We start from the raw sequence: 18,591 nt of genomic DNA, 5'->3' as shown, positions 1-18,591 counted from the left end.
ACCGACGTGCGCCGGTCCCGCGCCCCGGTGCCGGGTGGATTCCTCAGCATCCCGGCCCGTCACCGCCGCCTTCTTGGATCGGCCGGATCACCACCGGCGGCGTCGGGGAGCCCGGGGGCACCGGACACTCGTTGACCCGCTGGGCGATCTCCGTGACCCGCTCCAGGCTCTCGCAGTCCAGGACCCAGTACCCGGCGAGTACTTCCTTGGTCTCGCCGTAGGGCCCGTCCGTGATCACCGGGCGCCCGTTGTCGTCGATGCCGACGAGGCGGGTCTGCGCGGGCTCGGTCAGGCCCTGGCCGTCGACGAACTCGCCGGACTCGGACAGATCGTCGTTCAGCTTGTTCATGAACGCGAACATGGCCTGCAGTTCCTTCTCGCTCCACGCCGGGCTGTGCGCGGAGGCCTTGCCGCTCATGGCCTCGTAATCGGCCTGGGAGCCCTGCACCATCACCAGATACTTCATGACCGCGCTCCTTGGCTGCGTCATCACCCCTCATGGGCAACTCTCACAGGGGACGTCGGAGCGGGCGACTCGATCTCGACAACTCCTCCGGAGTTCCCCGAAGATTTTTTTCGGGCGGCGATGCGGGGCCGAATGTGGGGTTGGGTGCGGGCCGGGCGCGGGACCGGTGCGGGCCCGGCGCTGGGCCGCGGGTAACCCGACCGGCGGACCCCGCGGGGCGGGCCGTCGCGGCCACCGCGAGAGTGGGCGCATGCGTGCCTTGCGGGAGACGGTGGCGGGGCGGCTGCCGCGTGCCGGGCGCGCGGTCCTCGTGTGCGTGCCCGGCCTCGCCGCCGTGGCCGCCCTCGTGCTGTGCGTCCTCGGAGTGGAGCGGGCGGTCGAGGACGGTGGCCGGGGGACCGTGACCCGGTCCGCGGGGCACCGCGCCGCCAGGCCCGCCATCGTGCCGCGCGAGCGGTGGCTGGGCGACGCACGGCCCGCGAGGGCGCCCGCCCGCTACGGTGCGCCCGTGGTCGCGGTCTTCGTCCACCACACCGACTCGCCGAACCGGTACGACTGCGCCGACGTGCCGCGCATCATCCGGGCCCTCGCCGAGGGGCAGACCCGGGCCCGCCTGTTCGACGACATCGGCTACAACTTCCTCGTCGACCGCTGCGGCACGATCTACGAGGGGCGCGGGGGCGGCGTCGACCGGCCCGTCGTCGGCGCGCACACCCAGGGGTTCAACCAGCGCACGGCCGGTGTCGCCGCGATCGGCACGTTCACCGCGGGGGTGCCCGTGCCCGCCCCGATGGCGGAGGCCATCGCCGCGCTCGCCGCCTGGAAGCTCGGCCTCGCCGACGCCGACCCGCGGCGCACGGCACGCCTGGTGTCCAGCAACAGCCTCAGCAGGTTCCCCGCGGGCGCCCACGCCGACTTCCAGGCGGTGTCCGGACACGCCGACGGCTACTCCACACACTGCCCGGGCGCGGCGCTGCGGGCCGAACTGCCCGCGATCAGGGAGCGGGCGGCGGCCCTCCAGGGCAGGACGTCCGCCAGGGCGGCGGCGGCCCGGCCCGGCTGAACCGGCCCGCACGTCCGGCGGGTCAGCGCGCGGTGGCGTACACGATGAGGTTGTCCACCGGGTGGCCCTTGGCGTCGAAGGCGCCGTCGCACGTGATCAGGCGCAGGGCGCGCGAGCGGGTACCGCCGTACACCTTCTTCGTCGGGAAGGCCTGCTTGTCGACCGTCTCGGTGCCGGTGACCTCGAAGTGCACGGTCTTTCCGCGGGAGTCGCGTACGGCGATGTCCGCGCCCGCGCGGACCTTCTTCAGGTCGTGGAAGACGGCGCGGCCGAAGCGGGTGTCGTTGTGCCCGATGATCACGGCCGCTCCGCGCTCCCCGGGTACGGCGCCGCCCGTGTACCACCCGGCGGTCATCCCCTTGTCCGGCGGCGGCACCTCGACCGTGCGGTCCGCGTTCAGGCCGAGCCGCATCAGGGAGCTGCTGACGCCGATGGACGGCACGGACACGTGCACCGGCGCGGCACGCCCCGCGGAGCGGCCGGAACCCGCGGGGGACGCGGATTCGCGCGGCTCGTTCACCGCGTACGTGGACGGCGACTCGGTGCGTGCGCCGCCCGCCGAGGAACAGCCGCTCACGGCGGCGCAGACGAGGGCGAGCCCGGCGGCCGCGAGGGCGGCGGCGCGGGGCGCCCGCCGGTGAGGTGCAGAGAACATGAGGGCTCCGTGAGCGGGCACCGGCCCGGGGCACGAAGGGGCCGGGCCGGTGCCCCGCAGGGGTCGCGCCGGGGTCCGGCACGACCGGGGGTGGATTCCGGCAGTTGGGCACGGGCGGCCGGACCGGACGAGGGGTCTGGGAGACCGGGGGTGGGGCTTCCGGGGCGGCCAGGGGGACCCACCCAGCCGCCCGCCCCGGCCCGTTCGGCGGCCCGCCCCGGCCCGCCGGACAGCACCGCCCGGCAGCCGACGCCGTGCTGTGCCCCCGCCGGGAACTGCGTGGCGCGCCCGGCGGGGACACTGGGAGCAGGGACAGGGAACAGGGGAGGCGGGCGGTGTCAGCCCTGTTGGCGCACGGCTGCGCGGCGGCGCAGGACGATCGTGCCGGCGCCCGCGAGCAGCGCCATGCCCGCGGCCGAGCCGATCAGGGTGTTCGTGCTGTCGCTGCCGGACGCGGGGCGCTCGCCCGCGGCGACGGCGCCCTTGGGCACCCTCGCGTCCTCGGCCGCCTGCTTGCGGTCCTCCTCGGCCGCGGGCTTCCGGGTGGGCTTGGCGGCCTCCTCGTGTACGACGGGGCGGTCGCCCGCGTCGACTCCGCCGCGCGGCGGAGCCGGCACGGGCTTGCCCTCCTTGAGGGCCTTCTCGGCGGCCTCCCGCTTCTCCGCGACTTCCTCGGGGGCCGGGGCGGACGTGGGGGGCGTCGGCTTCGGCTTGGGTGTCGCGTCGCTCGCGAAGGCCGAAGCGGTCGGAGCAGCGAGCACCCCGCCGGCCACAGCGGTGGCTACGGCGACGGCGCGCAGATGCGTGCGACGCTGGGGACGACGGGCATGGCGGGACATATGGGCTCCATTCCAGCTCTGACTAGGAAGGGCCCGGCGCCGTGGTCAGTGGCGCCGGGCCTGCCGCACAGGCTGGCGTGAAGTTATGAGGAAGCTGTCAGGTTCCTGTTGGCGTCCGATCAGCGTGCCGACAACATCAACGCCGTGCGGACGACACCACTCCGTGCCGACGACACCACTCCGTGCCGACAACACCACTCCGTGCCGACAACGCTGTGCGGACGACACCACTCCGTGCCGACAACGCTGTGCGGACGACACCACTCCGTGCCGACAACAGCAACTCCGTGCCGACAACACCAACCCCGCGCCGACAACACCAACTCCGCGCCGCAGGGCCGATGTCAGAGCCTTCTGGCACAGTGCGCCCATGAACACGACCGACCGGTACGCCGCCTTCCGTGACCTGCACCGCCCCGGCGCCCCCCTGCTGCTGCCCAACGCGTGGGACCACGCGTCCGCCGCCGCCCTCGCCCGTGCGGGCTTCCCCGCCATCGGCACGACGAGCCTCGGCGTCGCGGCCGCCGCGGGCAAGGCGGACGCCGCCGGTGCCGCACGGGCGGAGACGCTGCTCCTGGCCCGCGGCATCGCGCGCCTGCCCGCACTCGTCACCGTCGACATCGAGGGCGGTTTCAGCGAGCGGCCAGAGGAAGTCGCCGACCTCGTCCGTGAACTCGCCGCCGCGGGCGCGGTCGGCGTGAACCTCGAAGACGGCAGACCCGACGGCACGCTGACCGCCGTCGGCGCGCAGTGCGACCTGATCCGTGCCGTGAAGGAGGCCGTGCCCGAGCTGTTCCTGAACGCGCGCACGGACACGTACTGGCTGAAGGCCGGAGGCGAGCAGGAGTCCCACGAGCGCGCCGCCGCCTACCGCGGTGCGGGCGCGGACGGCGTGTTCGTGCCCGGGGTCCAGGACGAGGCCGTCATCGGCGGACTCGCCGCCGCCCTCGACGTACCGCTGAACATCCTGTACGCGCCCGGCGGTCTGTCGCCCAGGCGCCTCGCCGAGCTCGGGGTGCGGCGCGTCAGCAGCGGGTCGCTGCTGTTCCGCGCGGCGGTGCGGCACGCGGTCGATGTGGCACGGGAGTTCACACAGGGCACCGTGGGCACGGAGGGGCTGCCGACGTACGCTGAGGCGCAAGCGCTCGCGACGGCTTTCGACGACCACGAAGGCCCCAGAGACGCGGACGGCCCGGGCGAGGGGGCCGCCCGGGACTGAGGTTTCGGCGGGCGGACCGATTGCGGGCGTGGGAGGGGAGCGGCGGTCCCACCGCCGGGCGGGGGGAGAGGCATGGCTCGGCGTGGCACGTCACGGCGCCCGCAGCCGACGGCGGAGCCCGGCGCCGGGCAGCCGTCGCCGTGGTCCGACCCCAACTACCGCCTCTTCCTCGGCCTCCAGGGACTCTCCGCGCTCGGTGACTCCTTCTCGCACGTGGCGATCCCGCTGCTGGTCCTGCACCAGACCGGGTCCGTGGCGCAGATGGGCCTCGTCACGGGGCTGACCGGCGTCGCCTCCATCGTCACGGGACTGTTCGCGGGGATCGTCGCCGACCGTGTGAACCGGCGCCGCCTGCTCGTCGTCACCGATGTCGCGCGCTGCGTGCTGTTCGGTTCGATCCCGCTGGTGTGGCTGTTCGCGACGCCGATCTGGCTGGTGTACGCGGTCGTTCCCGTCGCCGGGGTGTTCGCGATGCTCTTCCAGGTGACGTACGTGACCGTGGTGCCCGGCATCGTCGCGCCCGGCCAGATCCTGCAGACCAACAGCCATCTGTACGGCACGTACGCCGTGGCGAGCGCGGGTGGACCGATGCTCGCGGGCCTGATCGCCGCGGTCTTCGGGCCCGCGGCGGCCATCGGCGTGGACGCCGGTACCTTCGCGGTGTCGGCGGTCGGCATCCTCTTCGTACGGATCCGCGCCACCCGCCCACCCGAAGCGGACGACACGGGCGACACGGGCGACACAGGCGACGCGGCCGACGAGCGGAGCCCCGCGGCGGCCGGACTCCGCGGCGTACAACGGGAGTTCCTCACCGGGGCCCGGTTCCTGTGGCGGCACCCGGTCCTGCGGCCCCTGACCGTGCTGCTCGGTCTGCTCACCTTCCTCACCTACGGCGTCACCGACGTCCTCATCTACCGCGTGCGGCACGACCTGGGCCACGGCGAGGGCGCGGTGGGGTACGTGCTGACCGCGGGGACGCTCGGCACGCTCGCCGCGACGCTGGTGGTCGCCCGACTGCGCGGACGGCTCGGCTTCGGCCCCAGTTGGATCGGCGCGCACACGCTGTCGGGAGTCGCTCTGGCCGGTGTCGGCCTGACCGGCAGCCTGCCGGTGCTCGCCGTGCTCGCCGCCGGCATGCTCTTCTGCACCGGCCTCGGCGGCATCAACTCCATGTCCTTGCGCCAGGAAGTGACACCCGCCCATCTCCTCGGCCGGGTCACCTCGTCGTTCTGGACGATCCACAACGCGCTCGGCCCGGTCGGCGCGGCGGCCGTCACCGCCGCCGTCGCCACCTGGGGCGTGCGCGGGGTGTGCCTCGTCGTCGGCGCCTGCGTGGTGGCCGTGACCCTGAGCGGCACGCTCACCGGGGTGGGCCGCGCACGGACGGGGCGAGCCGGGGAAGCAGCCTAGAGCCGCCTGTCCGATGGGTCGGCGGGGTCAGCGGGGTCGGCCGGGTCGGCGGGTCCGGCGCCGCGTCGCGGCTTCTCGTCCCCGTGGCCCGGCCACCACGCGGCATGCCCTATGAGGGCGGTCAGGGCCGGGGTGAACAGCATCGCCATGACGAACGCGGCGATCGCGATGCCGAAGGAGAGGGAGAAACCCATCTGCGAGAGCGTGGAGTTGCCCGCGAGCATCAGGGTGGCGAAGGTGCCCGCGAGGATCACACCGGCCGAGCCGATCGTCGGTCCCGAGTGGCGCACCGCGGTGCCCGCCGCGTCGTGCGGACTCCGGCCCTCGCGGGCCTCCTCGCGCAGGCGGGAGACCATCAGGATGTTGTAGTCCGTACCGAGGGCGACCACGAACAGGTACATGATGACGGGCAGCATGAACATCAGGCCCGGCTGGCTGCCGATCTGCTGGAACAGGATCGACGTGGCGCCGAGCGTCGCGCCGAAGCCGAGCGCCACCGAGAGCATCAGGTACCAGGGAGCCACCAGGCTGCGGAGCAGCAGGCCGAGGATCACCATGATGGCGAGGGCCGCCACCGGGAAGACCACCGAGTAGTCGCGGTCCACGGCCTTGTTGATGTCGACGTACACGGCCGTGATGCCGCCCACGAGGGCCTCGGTGCCCTGTGGCGCGTCGGCGTGGGCCGCAGGGCGGAGCTGCTTGTTGATCGTCGCGAGGGCCTTGTCGGAGGCGGGCGGATCGGCGAGCACCACGGAGTACGAGGCGGTGGTGCCGTCCTCGCTGACGCGCGCCTTCGCCACCTCGCCGACACCCTCGACGGACTGCAACCGCTCGCGGAAGGCGGCCGGTTGCCCCGCGGCGAGCGGGCCGTCACCGCTCGACGTCAGATAGACGAAGGTCGGGTCGGTGGAGCCCGCGGGGAAGCCCTTCTCCAGGTTGTCCTGCCAGACGATGGACTCCTTGTCCTTGGGCAGCGAGGAGCCCGCGAGGTCGAAGTTGGCTTTGTAGCCGAGGGCGCCGAGCGCGAGGGCGCCCATGAAGAGCGCCGAGACGACCGCCCACACGGCGGGCTTGCGGGCGATCGACGTGCCCAGCTTGGCGAAGCCGGTGCCCTGCGGTTCCCGCTGCCACGACTTGGACGGCCAGAAGACCTTCGTACCGAGCAGCGACACCACGGCGGGCACCAGTGTCAGCCCGGCGAGCAGGGTGAGGAACACCGCGATCGCGAGGGCCGGGCCCATCGAGCGCAGCATGCCGAGCGAGGACAGCGTCAGGGCGGCGAAGGCGACGATGACAGCGCCCGCCGCCGATGTGATGGCCTCGCCGACGCGCTCGACCGCGTGCACCATGGCGCCCTTGGCGTCCTCGCCCGAGCGCAGCGCCTCCCGGTAGCGGAACAGCAGGAACAGGATGTAGTCCGTGCCCACGCCGAACAGGACGACGGTGAGCAGCTCCTGGATGGAGGAGTCCGCCTTCATGTCGAAGGCCTTGTTGGCGGAGGCGATAAGGCCCGTCGCCATGGGCGAGATCAGCCCGATGAGGACCACGGGCAGCAGCGCGATGATGGGACTGCGGAAGATCACGAAGAGCAGCACGACGATGATCACGATCGTGCCGACGCCGACGAGGATCCCGGCCCGCTCGGAGGCGTCGCTCTCGTCCAGGGCCTGCGCCGCGGAGCCCGTGATTCCGGCCTTCAGGTCGGTGTCCTTGAGCTGCGGTTCCAAGTCCTTGCGGAGCTGTTCGACCGCGTCCTGCTGGGTGGTGTCCTCGGGGTCGGTGACCTTCGGCATGGCGACGACGGCCGTCTGCACGAGCTTGTTCGGCGACGCCTGGCCGGGCTCGACGGCCTGGACGTCCTCGATCTTCCGCCCCGAGAGGTCCTTGGCGATACGGGTGACGTCCGCGGAGTCGGTGGCGGTGATCTTCTCGCCGTCGGAGCGCTGGAAGACGATGATCGCGCCGATGTTCCGCTGCTGGGGGAAGTCCCGCTCCTGCAGGTCCGACGCGCGGATGGATTCGTAGTGGTCGGGCAGGAAGCTCGCCTCGTCCGAACTGGAGGTGAGTTTCGGTGCCAGCGAGATCACGGCTCCCGCGGCGATCACCCACGCGAGGATGATCCACCACGGGCGGCGGACGACGAAACGGCCCAGGCCTGAGAACATCGGAAGCTGCCTCTCCTCGGCCCCCGAGGCACAGCACATCCTGCCCAGGATCGGCCGGAGTGCGCGCCTGCGCCACTTGAGGGACCCAGGCACGGCAGCGGGAACGGCGGCCCCGCCGCCCGTACGGGGGCTGCGGGGCCGCCGGCCGTCAGAAGTTGATCATGTGTCCGGCCAGGCCGTGCACGGCCTCCTTGACGGCCTCGCCCAGGGTCGGGTGGGCGTGGACGTTGCGGGCCACCTCGTGCACCGTGAGGTCCCACTGCTGGGCGAGGGTGAGCTCGGGCAGCAGCTCGGTGACGTCAGGGCCGATCAGATGAGCGCCGATGATCTCACCGTGGGCCGCATCGCTGATGATCTTGACGAAGCCGACCGTGTCGCCAAGGCCGTGCGCCTTGCCGTTCGCCTGGAAGGGGAACTTGGCGACCTGTACGTCGAAGCCCTTCTCCTTGGCCTGCGCCTCCGTCCAGCCGAAGCTCGCGATCTGCGGCTGCGAGTAGGTGGCGCGCGGGATCATCGGGTAGTCGAGCTCCATGGTCTCGGCGTCCCCGATGGTCTCGGCGGCCACGACGCCCATGGACTCGGCGGTGTGCGCGAGCATCAGCTTCGCGGTGACGTCACCGATGGCGTAGATGTGCGGCACGTTCGTACGGCAGCGGCCGTCGATGTCGATCGCGCCGCGCTCGGTGAGGGCCACACCGGTCGCCTCCAGGCCGTAGCCGGTGACGTTCGGCGCGAAACCGATGGCCTGGAGGACCTTGTCGGCCTCCAGGACCTGCTGGCTGCCGTCCTTGGCGGTGACGGTGACGCGGACCTGCTCGCCGGACTCGTCGATGGACTCCACCCGGGTCGACGTCAGCACGTCGATACCGAGCTTGCGGTACTGCTTGGCGAGTTCCTTGGAGACGTCCGCGTCCTCCAGGGGCGCGACGCGGTCGAGGAACTCGACGATGGTGACCTTCACGCCGTAGTTGTGCAGGACGTACGCGAACTCGATGCCGATCGCGCCCGCACCCGCGATCACGACCGAGCGCGGCAGCTCGTCCGCGAGGATCTGCTCCTCGTAGGTCACCACACGCTCGCTGCGGCGGGTGCCGGGCAGCAGCTTCGGCGTGGCGCCCGTGGCGATGACGCAGTTGTCGAAGCCGATCGTGGTGGTCGTGCCGTCGGACTTCGCCACCTGAAGGGTGTTGGCGTCCAGGAAGGTGCCCCGGCCGTCGAACTCCGCGATCTTGTTCTTCTTCATCAGGAAGTGGACGCCCTTGACGCGGCCGTCCGCGACCGTGCGGCTGCGCCGGAACGCCTCGCCGTAGTCGAAGGACACCTCACCCTCGACCTTGATGCCGTACGTCTTCGCCTCGTGCGTGAACAGATGCGCAAGCTCCGCGTTGCGCAGCAGCGCCTTCGTCGGGATGCAGCCGACGTTGAGGCAGACCCCGCCCCAGTACTTCTCCTCGACGACCGCCACGCGCTTGCCCAACTGGGCGGCGCGGATCGCGGCGACATAACCGCCGGGGCCTGCTCCGAGCACGACGACGTCGAAGCGCTCATCCATGGGGTTGGTCCTCTCTGCATGGCACAGCTACCTGGTACGGATGCCCCGATCATCCGTCATCCGGAGGTCGCGGCGTCGGGCGACCCCAGTCAACACCTGTTGACCTGGCGGAGCCCGCGCCCCACAATGGCCGACATGATCCAGCACCTGACTGCCGCCCTCGGACGTTTCAGCGTCCCGTGGCGGCGCGGGTGCGAGCGGTCGGGCTGTTGACGCGGCACCGCGTTCCTGTGCCGCGCACGCCTTCTGCGTGCTCGTGAACCGCGCCTTCGTGCGCTCGTGAACCGTACGCCCGACCCGTGAGGACGACCGCCATGACGGCAGTACCCGTTTCCCCCGCCCCGACACCCCCGGCAGCGCTCCGCGAGGCCCGAGTGCCCGCCGACGGCATGTACGAGGGCCGCCGCACCCTGCGCAGGCTCCCCGACGACCGTTTCGAGCGTCCGTACGAGCACATCGACGTGGTGCCGCAGGGCCGGATCATCGGCGCCGAGATCCGCGGCGCCGACCTCTCCCGTCCGCTCGCCCCCGCGCTGCGCGAGGAACTGCACCGTGCCCTCCTGGAGTGGAAGGTGCTGTTCTTCCGCGGTGCCCACCTCGCCTCCGACGAGCAGCGCGCCTTCGCCCGCACCTGGGGGGAGTTGGAGACCAATCCGCTGCTAGCGCGCGGCGCCGCCGAGGACGTCGTACGGTTCGAGAAGGGCGGCACCGCGACGCCCACCTTCGAGAACGTGTGGCACGCCGACGTCACCTTCCGCGAACGGCCCGCGCTCGGCGCCGTGCTGCAGCTCCGTGAGGTCCCGCCCGTCGGCGGCGACACGATGTGGGCGGACATGGCCGCCGCGTACGACAACCTCCCGGACGACGTCAAGGCGCGCATCGACGGGGCGAGCGCCGTGCACGACTTCATCCCGGGCTTCTCCCGCTTCTACGGCCCCGAGCAACTCGCCCCGTTCCAGGACGCGTTCCCGCCCGTCGAGCACCCGGTCGTGCGTACGCACCCGGAGACCGGGCGCCGGATGCTGTTCGTGAACACGTCCTTCACCACGCACATCGTCGGTATGGACCGCGCCGAGAGCGACCGTCTGCTCGGGTACCTGGTGCGTCAGGCCCATGTGCCCGAGTACCAGGTGCGGTGGCGCTGGCAGGCGGGCGACATCGCGTTCTGGGACAACCGGGCGACCCAGCACTACGCCGTCGACGACTACGCGCCGCAGCGCAGGGTGGCGGAGCGCGTGGCCATCGCGGGCGACCGCCCTTTCTAGCGGTTCGGCTGCCCGCCGTTCAGCTCCAGCCGTTCAGCTCCAGCCGTTCAGCTCCAGCCGTTCGGCTGCCCGTCGTTCAGCGTGAGCCGCCACCTGATCTCGCCGTCGCGCCTCTCGTCGGTGGGCGCGAGCCCGGCGGCGCGGGCCACGGCGGCGGACGCGTCGTGATCGGGACGGATGTGCGCCAGGAGGTGTGTCACCTCCGGACGGCCGCGCAGCCACTCCACGAGGCCCCGGGCCGCCTCGGACGCGATGCCCCGGCCCTGCCACGGCGTGCCCACCATCCAGGCGATCTCGGCGCCGTGGCCGTCGCTCCCGTCCTCGCTGCCGTCCTGGCTCCCGTCCTCACTCCCGCCGGGGCCCCGGGGCCGTACGGTCGCCTGCACGGTGCCCGCGAGGCGGCCGTCCGCTGACACCCGCAGGACCCAGTTGCACCACGAGACCCGGGGGTCGGGCGGCCCGGCGACCATACGCGTGTAGCGGGCCCGCAGGGCGGTCACGTCGTCGGGGGCGCCCCCGATGAACGTGTGCAGGGCCGGGTCGCCGAGCACCACCGCCATCTCGTCGGCGTGCGCCACGCGCAGCGGCTCCAGCGTCAGCCGGTCGGTGGTGATCGGTTCGGCGACAAGGCGGTGGCCCGTGGTGCTCATGTCACCATCATCGCGCAGTCGTACACGTCGAGCCGTCCGCACATACCGAACCGGCCCCGCTCGGCGGGCTGTTCGGCGCGGACCCCGGCCGCCGCGAGATGGCGGGCGTCACCCCGTGCCAGGGCGTCGAGCTGCGCGCCGGTGGCCGCGGCCGCCGCGGCGGCGCCGGTGCGCCAGCGCTCCCGCCACGCCGCGGCCAGCGGGCGGACGAGGGCGGCGGCGGCGCGGTGGAACGCGGCGAGGGGCTCGGGGTCCCCGGCCTCCGCGGCGCGGCGCAGGGCGGTGAACCCCTCCACGGCGAGGTCGCGTCGGTGCCGCGCGGCCGCTTCCATGGCGCTCTCGTCCCCGTCCGCCCGCACGGGCGGGAGGGCGACGGCGGCCCGGTACGCGGCGGGGTCGGCGAGCAGGTGCGGCGGCAGGGTCAGTACGGCGTCGCCCGCCTCGGGCAGACCGCTGTTCTGCATGAGTACGTGGATCGTCAGACCGCCCTCGTCGACGAGCCGGTGAACGGTGCCGGGCGTGAACCACACGAGGGCGCCGGGGGCGAGCGGGGTGTGCCGGAACCCGGCGGGCGTGAGGGTCTGTACGGCACCGCGGCCCGCGACCACCGCGTAGCCCTCCGTGCACGTCAGATGGAGATGGGGGGGTGCCGCCGCGGAGCCCGTCGGCGGCCGGCCAGTCGTACACGCGAAGACGGGACACGCCGATGCCGCCGGGGAGCCCTCCGTACCCGGCGGGGTCCGGGTCCTGGGGTGTCGGCGGCACGGGGGGAGTCTCGGGTGCGGGGCGCGCGGCGGGAGTCGGCACGGCGGGACCTCCTATGGCCTGACGGGTTCCCGGACAGGATCCGACAGGTTCGGCGGGAACGACCCGGACGTGGACGGCATTGTGCGGCCCCCGATGCTCGGGACATCGGGGGCCGCGTGCCTCGGCTCCCTCCCCCCACGAAAGGGTGGCCGAGGTGTCTATGGGCAGAACGGCGGATCCTTCGGAATCGTGCCCCTACCGGGTGTACCGCCAGGAGCCGTCCGGTGACGGATGTACCGTCAGGAGCCGTCCAGTGACGGAAGAACCGTCAGAAGTTCAACAGGCTGCTGTTCGCGAGGCCCGCCCTCATCTCGCACGGGTTGCCGAAGGTGGTCGTCCAGGCGACGTGCTTGCCCTTCCAGACCCCGGCCGCGGAGATCACGACCGGGTTCCACTCCTTCGTACAGACGCCCGTGGGCGACGCGTCGACGAGCTGATCGAACCGTGCCTCCACGGAGTTGAGTTCGGCGCACGCGGCGCTCGGCGCCGGGTGGGTGCCGGAGGCCTTGGGCGCACAAGTGAGGGTGACCGCACGCTGCACCGTGGCCGTGGCGGCGTCTTCGCCCTGGCCGACGGTGAGCACCAGGTCCGACGGCGCGTACAGGCTCGTCGGTCCCGGGGTCGCTGCCCCGGCCGCGCCCGTCGAGACCGCCGAGACGGTCAGGACACCGGCGGCCACGGCGGCGGCCGCGCTCACGGTCTTCAGGAGGTGACGCACTTTGACGCTCCTTCGAATGCGGGTTGGTTGGAGATTCTTGTACTTCTTGTGTTTCTTGTGGTGGTACCGAGAGTTTCCTGGGGATTGCGTGCCCCGGAGGTGATTGCGGTGGGGAGTCTTGCAAGTGCGCTGAGTGAGCGGCAACCGGATGGTCGATTTCCGGATGGATGCGTCCGCTGAGGGGGTGTCGAATGACCGTTCGGGCAGCTCAGGGCGGTTGGCGCGGTCCGCGAGGAGCGTCCAGAATATGGGCGAGGCTAGGTGGTATAACCCGTAACAACCATCTGACCTGGGAAAATGAGCGGTTGGTATTTTTCATCGGCGAGGCGTTCGACCGGAAACCAGTGCTTGACCCTGTGGATGCGGGCGAGCTAAGCGACAGGTGTGACTGGTGAGGTCAGTGAGGATGAACCGGCCGGTCCACCTGCGGTGTGCTCGGTTCGCGGGGTGGCTGGCCTGCGATTCCTCGGGGTGCGGTGGCGTCGGCTCGGGGGGCGGCGGGCTCGGGGCGGGGCGGGGATGCGAGGTGCGGCCCGGGTGTGCGGAGCGGCCGGGACGCCAGGTGCGGCCGGGACGCGAGACGCCGGGCGGCCTCCGGCCTCAGCCTTCCGCCCTTGTCGAACGCGGTCGTGTACGGCCGGTCGCCGAGGCGTGCGCGTGCGGCCGCCGACACCCGGTCCACGTCCTGCCGTTCGCCCGCCGGGAGCGGCGCGCCCACGGAGGCCCGGGCCGCGGCGGCGGCACCGAGCAGGGTGGCGGCCGTGCGGTGCTCCCCGGCGGCGGTCTGTGCCCCCGCGAGGCCCTCCAGGGCCAGGGCCTGCGCCCGCGCGTCCCCGAGGCCCACGGCGACGTCGAAGCCCTCCGCGTGCAACGCGTGGGCCGTCGCAGCGTCGCCGTGCGCCTCCGCGACGAAGCCCAGCTCGGCGAGGGCGAGCGTGACCCCCGGGCCGTAGTCGGCCTCGCGGAACCGGGCGAGCAGCGCGCGCATGTGCCCCTCGGCGCCCGTGAGGTCGCCCTCCCTGCGGGCGCCGAGGCCGAGGCCGATCCGTGCGTCGAGCTCACCGGAGCGGAAGCCGTGGTCGCGGGCCAGGCGCAGCGCACGCTCGTGCGCGCTGCGGGCCTGCGCGAAGTCCCCTGTGAGCAGAGCGATCCGGCCAAGTCCTGACAGCCGCTTGGAGGCCTCCGTCCACAGGCCGAGGCGCTCCGCGACGGCCAGTCCCGCACGGTGCAGGCGGTCGGCGGCGGCGTAGTCGCCCGCGATCTCGCTGAGCGTGGCCAGGGGAAAAACGGCTTGCAACTGCCCCCACTCGTCGCCGAGTTCACGGAAGATTTGGTCGCTGCGCTCGCTGTCACGCCGGGCGGCGTCGAGATCGCCGTGCGCGATGGCGTGCCGGGCGCGCACACTGAGCGTGGCGGCGGTGCCCCAGGAGTCGCCGAGTTCCTCGAAGGCGCCGAGCGCCTCGTCCACCAGTCGTTCACCGGCACGCACGGCGCCCGCGCCCATCTGGGCGGAGCCGAGGATCCACAGGGCGGTGGCGCGGCCGACGGGGTCGTCGAGTTCGCGCTGTGCGGCGAGGGTTTCCCGCATGAGGCGGGCGGGTTCATCATCTGCGCTGTGGCTGTGGCTGTGGCCGCCGCCGTGGCCGTGGCTGCGCCTTTGGCCGTCGCCGTCGCTGTGTCCGTCGCCGCTCGGGCTCGCGTCGACGCCCGCGGGCCCGCCGGAAGCACCGGTTGCGGCGGCCACCCCGTCCCCCGTACCGACGCACGGGTCGGCGTACGCGTCCGCCCCCGCGTCGGTGGCCTCGCTGCCCTCGCGCAGGGAGATGCCCGTCCGCCAGGCCAACGCGAGTGCCCGTGCGGTGGCGATCTCTCGCGAGGGGGCTGGGGCAGCAGGGGTAGTTGCGGCGGCTTGGCCCGTGCCCGCACCCACGTCCGTGCCCGCGCCCTCGGACGCGCGGAGTGCCGCGTCCAGGGAGTGCCGTGCCTCTGTCGTGCGGCCCCGCAGTACCCAGTACCAGGCGAGCGCGTTGACCATGGTCAGGGCGCGTTCGGTCGCACCGTGGGCGAGTGCGGTGTCCAGGGCGCGGCGCAGGTTGGGGCTCTCCTCGTCCAGGCGGTTCAGCCACTCGCGCTGCCCGTGGCCGTGCAGCGACCGACTGGCCCGCGCGGCCAGTTCGGCGTAGTGGACGCTGTGCCGCTCCCGTACGTCCGCGAACTCGCCCGTCGCGCGGAGTTGTTCGGAACCGTACTCCCTGACGGACTCCAGGACGCGGTACCGCGGTCCTTCCGGCCGGTCGGCCGCGACCACCAGGGAACGGTCCACCAGGCGGGAGAGGAGGTCGAGCACCTCGGTGTCGCGTACGTCACCGCCCGCGCCGACGGCCCGCGCGGCGTCGAGCGCCCAGCCGTCGGGCACGGCGAGCCTGCGCAGCAGGGCGCGTTCGGGCGCCGTGAGCAGCGACCAGCTCCAGTCGATGACGGCACGCAGCGTGCGCTGCCGCGCCGGGGCGCCGCGGAAGCCGCGGGCGAGCAGCGCGAACCGGTCGTCCAGGCGGGCCAGAAGCCCGTGCACGCCCAGCGTGCGTACGCGTGCCGCCGCGAGTTCCAGCGCCAGCGGCAGTCCGTCGAGCCGTACGCACAGCTCGGCGACCGCCTCCGCGTCGTCCGCGCCGAGGTCGGCGCCGGACCCGAGACCGGCCCGCTGCCGGAACAGCTCCATGGCGCTAGCCAGTTCGAGCGGCGGCACCATCCAGACGCGCTCACCGCTCACATCGAGGGGTTCCTGACTGGTGGCGAGGACCGTGAGGTCCGGTACGTCGCGCAGCAGCGCGCCCACCGCCTCGGCCACCGCGTCGACCACGTGCTCGCAGTTGTCGAGCACGAGCAGCAGCCGCCGCTCGCGCAGCCCCTGCGTGAGGCGTGCGAGGGCCGCCACCGGGGCGCCGGGCTCCTCGTGCAGGCCGAGTACCCGTGCCACCGCCTCGGCCACCGCGTCCGTGCCCTGGCCGGACTCGGCGTCCAGCGTGGCGAGTTCGGCCAGCCACACCCCGTCGGGGAACGCGTCGGCGACCTCACGGGCCGCCGCGACGGCAAGCCGGGTCTTGCCCACGCCGCCGGGCCCGGTGAGCGTCACCAGACGGGTGGCGCCGAGGAGTCGGCGTACCCCCGGTACGGCGTCGTCCCGGCCGAGGAGCGCGGCGACGGGCGCGGGGAGATTGGTACGGAGGGCCGGCGCCTCGGGCCGCGCGGGCGCGGAGGCAGAGGTAGGTGTGGACGCAGGCGCACAGGCGGGTGCGGGCACTGGCGCAGGCGCCTGTGTGGGAGGCGCGGGAGGGTGTCGGGTGGGGGGTGGGGTCAGTTCCGGGTCCTGGCGCAGGATCGCGCCGTGCAGCGCCGCGAGTTCGGCGCCGGGTACGAGGCCCAGGTCGGCGGAGAGACGGCGGCGCAGATCCTCGTACGCGGCGAGGGCCTCCGTCTGCCGCCCGGAACGGTACAGAGCCCGCAACTGCGCGGCCCGCAGCCGCTCCCGCAGCGGGTGGCGCACGACCAGGTCGGCGAGGTCCGCGGCGAGCGGCCCGTGCTCGCCCGCCTCCAGGCGGGCCTCGGCCTGTTCCTCACGGGCGGTGAGCCGGTCCTCCTCCAGGCGGCCGATCGCGCCACGCGCGAAGGCGTCGTCGGCGAAGTCCGCGAACGCATCGCCGCGCCACAGGCCGAGCGCCTCGCCCAGGAGCCGCACCCGCGCGGCCGCCCCGTGCGCGGCCGCCCCGTCCGCGGCCCGCGCCCGCTCCAGGAGCAGCGCGAACCGGCCGGTGTCCACGGCGTCCGCCGTGACGCGCAGCGCGTACCCGGCGGGCCCCGACTCGACGAGCGAACGCCCGCCCGGCTCGGCCCGCCCCAGCACCCTGCGCAACTGGGACACCTTGCCCTGCAACGCGTTCGCGGGATGGTCGGGCAGGTCCTCGCCCCACAGCCCGTCGATCAGGCGGTCCGCCGACACCGGGTGGCCCGGGTGCACAAGGAGCTGGGCAAGAAGCGCGCGGACCTTGGCCCCCGGGACGGCGACCTCCGTACCGTCCGTCGTCCACACGGCCAGCGGACCGAGCACCCCGAATCGCATGCCGACGACGATAACCCGCCAGGTGAGCGCCCCGACCGCCACCTTCGGACGCACCGGGCGACAGCCGACCGGCACTCATCCGGCAGCCGACCGACAGCCGTCCGGCACTCATCCGGCAGCCGACCGACAGCCGTCCGGCAGTGAACCGGCAGCGCCCGCCCGCACAGTGACGACCAGACGCCGGGCACACCGCCAGGCAACGCTCCCACCGGAGGCCGTCCCCATGAACGTCACCACCCCCGAGCCCACGACCGTCGCCGTCATCGGACTCGGCAACCTCGGCCAGGTCCTTGCCCGCACCCTCCTGGACCAGGGGCACAAGGTCACCGTCTGGAACCGCTCGCAGGACAAGGCGGACGACCTGGTCGCGCGGGGCGCCACCCGGGCGGCGACCCCCGCCGACGCGATCCGGGCGAGCGACCTCGTCATCATCTGCGTACTCGACTACACCACCGTCCGCGACCTGCTCACGCCCGCCGCCGACGCCCTCGCGGGCCGCGTCGTCGTGAACGTCACCTCCGGCATCCCGGAGCCCGCCCGCGAACTCGCCACCCGGGTCAACGGCAGCGGCGCCGCCTACGTGGACGGCGCCGTCTACGCGATCCCGCAGACCATCGGCACGCCGGAGGCCTTCGTCCTCTACAGCGGGGACGAGGAGGCGTTCGCCCGGCACCGGGCGCTCCTGGAGACCCTCGGCACGGCGGAGTTCGTCGGCGCCGACGCGGGGCTCGCGGCCGTCCACGACGTGGCGCTGCTCAGCGGCATGTACGGGATGTTCGCCGGGTTCTTCCAGACCGTGGCCGTCAGTGGGTCCGCGGGCATCGAGGCGGTACGGGTCACCGAACTCCTGGTGCGCTGGCTCAAGGAGGCGATCGCCGCGCTGCCCGCCTTCGCCGCCGAGATCGACGCCGGGGACTACCGCACGCAGACCTCCAACCTGGACATCAACGCGGTGGGCCTCGCCAACATCCTCGCCGCGACCAGGGCGCAGGGCGTCGGCGTCGAGCTGCTCGCCCCGCTGCACGCCCTGTTCGAGCAGCAGGTGTCCGCGGGCCACGGCGCCGAGAGCCTGTCCCGCACGATCGAGTCCCTGCGGTAGGCGCGCAGGCGCGCAGGCGCGCAGGCGCGTTCGAAGGCCGGTGCCGAGACCGGCGGTGCCGAGACCGGCGGTGCCGAGACCGGCGGTGCCGAGACCGGCGGTGCCGGGCACCGCCGGTGCCCGGCCCACTGGTGTCTGGCATTCTGAGCACCTTTGATTGGTGGAGGCATCCATCGGTTCCGAGCGCAGAGACGAGACACATGGCACGCGGCAGGCTTCGGATCTATCTGGGGGCGGCACCGGGCGTCGGCAAGACGTACGCGATGCTGTCCGAGGCGCACCGGCGTACCGAGCGCGGTACCGACTGTGTCGTCGCCTTCGTGGAGCACCACGACCGCCCCCGTACGGAAGTGCTGCTGCACGGCGTCGAACTGGTGCCGCGCAAGGAGCTGACGTACCGGGGCGCGGTCTTCACCGAGATGGACGTGGACGCGGTCCTGCAACGCGCCCCGGCCGTCGCCGTGGTGGACGAGCTGGCGCACACGAACGTGCCGGGTTCGCGCAACGCCAAGCGCTGGCAGGACGTCGAGGAGCTGCTGGAGGCGGGCGTCGATGTCATATCGACG

Annotated in this window: 14 protein-coding genes and 1 pseudogene; 6 read left to right on the top strand and 9 right to left on the bottom strand. The window is 73.1% G+C overall.

The genetic code is table 11. The features are described from left to right. Positions 1-43 precede the first annotated feature (43 nt). The gene (locus tag IG78_RS0122010) at positions 44-466 is read right to left on the bottom strand and encodes a YciI family protein (protein ID WP_030565861.1); all 423 of its coding nucleotides are present in this window, start codon (positions 464-466) and stop codon (positions 44-46) included. Between the two features lie 250 nt (positions 467-716). Between IG78_RS0122010 and IG78_RS0122005 the strand changes: the two genes are divergently transcribed. Next, positions 717-1,529 (top strand): peptidoglycan recognition protein family protein, encoded by an 813-nt coding sequence (locus IG78_RS0122005; protein WP_051852838.1) that lies wholly within the window; start codon positions 717-719, stop codon positions 1,527-1,529. Positions 1,530-1,551: 22 nt separating this feature from the next. Here IG78_RS0122005 and IG78_RS0122000 read toward each other — a convergent pair whose 3' ends face one another. Together IG78_RS0122000 and IG78_RS0121995 are read right to left on the bottom strand one after the other, a co-directional pair. Continuing rightward, complete coding sequence (locus tag IG78_RS0122000; RefSeq protein WP_030565857.1) at positions 1,552-2,184, bottom strand: class F sortase; 633 nt, start codon at positions 2,182-2,184, stop codon at positions 1,552-1,554. A gap of 338 nt (positions 2,185-2,522) precedes the next feature. Next, positions 2,523-3,023 carry a hypothetical protein gene (locus tag IG78_RS0121995; RefSeq protein WP_030565856.1) on the bottom strand — a complete coding sequence of 167 codons (501 nt, stop codon included), beginning with the start codon at positions 3,021-3,023 and terminating at the stop codon, positions 2,523-2,525. A gap of 370 nt (positions 3,024-3,393) precedes the next feature. Here IG78_RS0121995 and IG78_RS0121990 point away from each other — a divergent pair, with 370 nt between their 5' ends. Together IG78_RS0121990 and IG78_RS0121985 are read left to right on the top strand one after the other, a co-directional pair. Next, complete coding sequence (locus IG78_RS0121990; protein ID WP_051852837.1) at positions 3,394-4,242, top strand: isocitrate lyase/PEP mutase family protein; 849 nt, start codon at positions 3,394-3,396, stop codon at positions 4,240-4,242. A gap of 72 nt (positions 4,243-4,314) precedes the next feature. Then, the gene (locus IG78_RS0121985; RefSeq protein ID WP_030565852.1) at positions 4,315-5,652 is read left to right on the top strand and encodes an MFS transporter; all 1,338 of its coding nucleotides are present in this window, start codon (positions 4,315-4,317) and stop codon (positions 5,650-5,652) included. Here the strand turns inward: IG78_RS0121985 and IG78_RS0121980 are convergent. Together IG78_RS0121980 and lpdA are read right to left on the bottom strand one after the other, a co-directional pair. After that, positions 5,649-7,817, bottom strand: a complete 2,169-nt coding sequence (locus IG78_RS0121980) for an MMPL family transporter (protein ID WP_030565849.1) — start codon at positions 7,815-7,817, stop codon at positions 5,649-5,651. The genes IG78_RS0121985 and IG78_RS0121980 overlap by 4 nt on opposite strands. Before the next feature lie 148 nt (positions 7,818-7,965). Next, positions 7,966-9,369, bottom strand: coding sequence for a dihydrolipoyl dehydrogenase (lpdA, locus tag IG78_RS0121975; RefSeq protein ID WP_030565847.1), 1,404 nt, complete (start codon positions 9,367-9,369; stop codon positions 7,966-7,968). A 389-nt stretch (positions 9,370-9,758) separates the two neighbouring features. Here lpdA and IG78_RS0121970 point away from each other — a divergent pair, with 389 nt between their 5' ends. Next, positions 9,759-10,634 carry a TauD/TfdA dioxygenase family protein gene (locus tag IG78_RS0121970; protein WP_037685952.1) on the top strand — a complete coding sequence of 292 codons (876 nt, stop codon included), beginning with the start codon at positions 9,759-9,761 and terminating at the stop codon, positions 10,632-10,634. Between the two features lie 47 nt (positions 10,635-10,681). Here IG78_RS0121970 and IG78_RS0121965 read toward each other — a convergent pair whose 3' ends face one another. The 4 genes and pseudogenes from IG78_RS0121965 to IG78_RS0121950 form a co-directional block, all read right to left on the bottom strand. After that, positions 10,682-11,284 carry a GNAT family N-acetyltransferase gene (locus IG78_RS0121965; protein WP_030565843.1) on the bottom strand — a complete coding sequence of 201 codons (603 nt, stop codon included), beginning with the start codon at positions 11,282-11,284 and terminating at the stop codon, positions 10,682-10,684. Beyond that, positions 11,281-12,049, bottom strand: a pseudogene (locus IG78_RS42495) (cupin). Before IG78_RS42495 ends, IG78_RS0121965 begins: the two are co-directional and overlap by 4 nt. 310 nt (positions 12,050-12,359) lie before the next feature. Further along, positions 12,360-12,809 carry an SSI family serine proteinase inhibitor gene (locus tag IG78_RS0121955; protein WP_030565841.1) on the bottom strand — a complete coding sequence of 150 codons (450 nt, stop codon included), beginning with the start codon at positions 12,807-12,809 and terminating at the stop codon, positions 12,360-12,362. A 397-nt stretch (positions 12,810-13,206) separates the two neighbouring features. Further along, positions 13,207-16,926 carry an AfsR/SARP family transcriptional regulator gene (locus IG78_RS0121950; RefSeq protein ID WP_078965389.1) on the bottom strand — a complete coding sequence of 1,240 codons (3,720 nt, stop codon included), beginning with the start codon at positions 16,924-16,926 and terminating at the stop codon, positions 13,207-13,209. Here IG78_RS0121950 and IG78_RS0121945 point away from each other — a divergent pair. Continuing rightward, the gene (locus IG78_RS0121945) at positions 16,925-18,025 is read left to right on the top strand and encodes an NAD(P)-dependent oxidoreductase (RefSeq protein ID WP_225882176.1); all 1,101 of its coding nucleotides are present in this window, start codon (positions 16,925-16,927) and stop codon (positions 18,023-18,025) included. The two genes, IG78_RS0121950 and IG78_RS0121945, sit on opposite strands and share 2 nt — an antisense overlap. A 200-nt stretch (positions 18,026-18,225) precedes the next feature. Next, positions 18,226-18,591: histidine kinase (locus IG78_RS42490; protein WP_037685930.1), on the top strand; the 366-nt coding region annotated here is incomplete at its 3' end.

The organism is Streptomyces aureocirculatus, assembly GCF_000720475.1.
Lineage (GTDB): Bacteria > Actinomycetota > Actinomycetes > Streptomycetales > Streptomycetaceae > Streptomyces > Streptomyces aureocirculatus.
Note: the sequence above shows the minus strand (reverse complement) of the source record. Positions and strands in the feature narration are given on the sequence as shown.

Coding starts and splice junctions, on each gene's coding strand:
- IG78_RS0122010 (WP_030565861.1), bottom strand. CDS start 466: ATGAAGTATCTGGTGATGGTGCAGGGCTCCCAGGCCGATTACGAGGCC.
- IG78_RS0122005 (WP_051852838.1), top strand. CDS start 717: ATGCGTGCCTTGCGGGAGACGGTGGCGGGGCGGCTGCCGCGTGCCGGG.
- IG78_RS0122000 (WP_030565857.1), bottom strand. CDS start 2,184: ATGTTCTCTGCACCTCACCGGCGGGCGCCCCGCGCCGCCGCCCTCGCG.
- IG78_RS0121995 (WP_030565856.1), bottom strand. CDS start 3,023: ATGTCCCGCCATGCCCGTCGTCCCCAGCGTCGCACGCATCTGCGCGCC.
- IG78_RS0121990 (WP_051852837.1), top strand. CDS start 3,394: ATGAACACGACCGACCGGTACGCCGCCTTCCGTGACCTGCACCGCCCC.
- IG78_RS0121985 (WP_030565852.1), top strand. CDS start 4,315: ATGGCTCGGCGTGGCACGTCACGGCGCCCGCAGCCGACGGCGGAGCCC.
- IG78_RS0121980 (WP_030565849.1), bottom strand. CDS start 7,817: ATGTTCTCAGGCCTGGGCCGTTTCGTCGTCCGCCGCCCGTGGTGGATC.
- lpdA (WP_030565847.1), bottom strand. CDS start 9,369: ATGGATGAGCGCTTCGACGTCGTCGTGCTCGGAGCAGGCCCCGGCGGT.
- IG78_RS0121970 (WP_037685952.1), top strand. CDS start 9,759: ATGTACGAGGGCCGCCGCACCCTGCGCAGGCTCCCCGACGACCGTTTC.
- IG78_RS0121965 (WP_030565843.1), bottom strand. CDS start 11,284: ATGAGCACCACGGGCCACCGCCTTGTCGCCGAACCGATCACCACCGAC.
- IG78_RS0121945 (WP_225882176.1), top strand. CDS start 16,925: ATGCCGACGACGATAACCCGCCAGGTGAGCGCCCCGACCGCCACCTTC.
- IG78_RS0121950 (WP_078965389.1), bottom strand. CDS start 16,926: ATGCGATTCGGGGTGCTCGGTCCGCTGGCCGTGTGGACGACGGACGGT.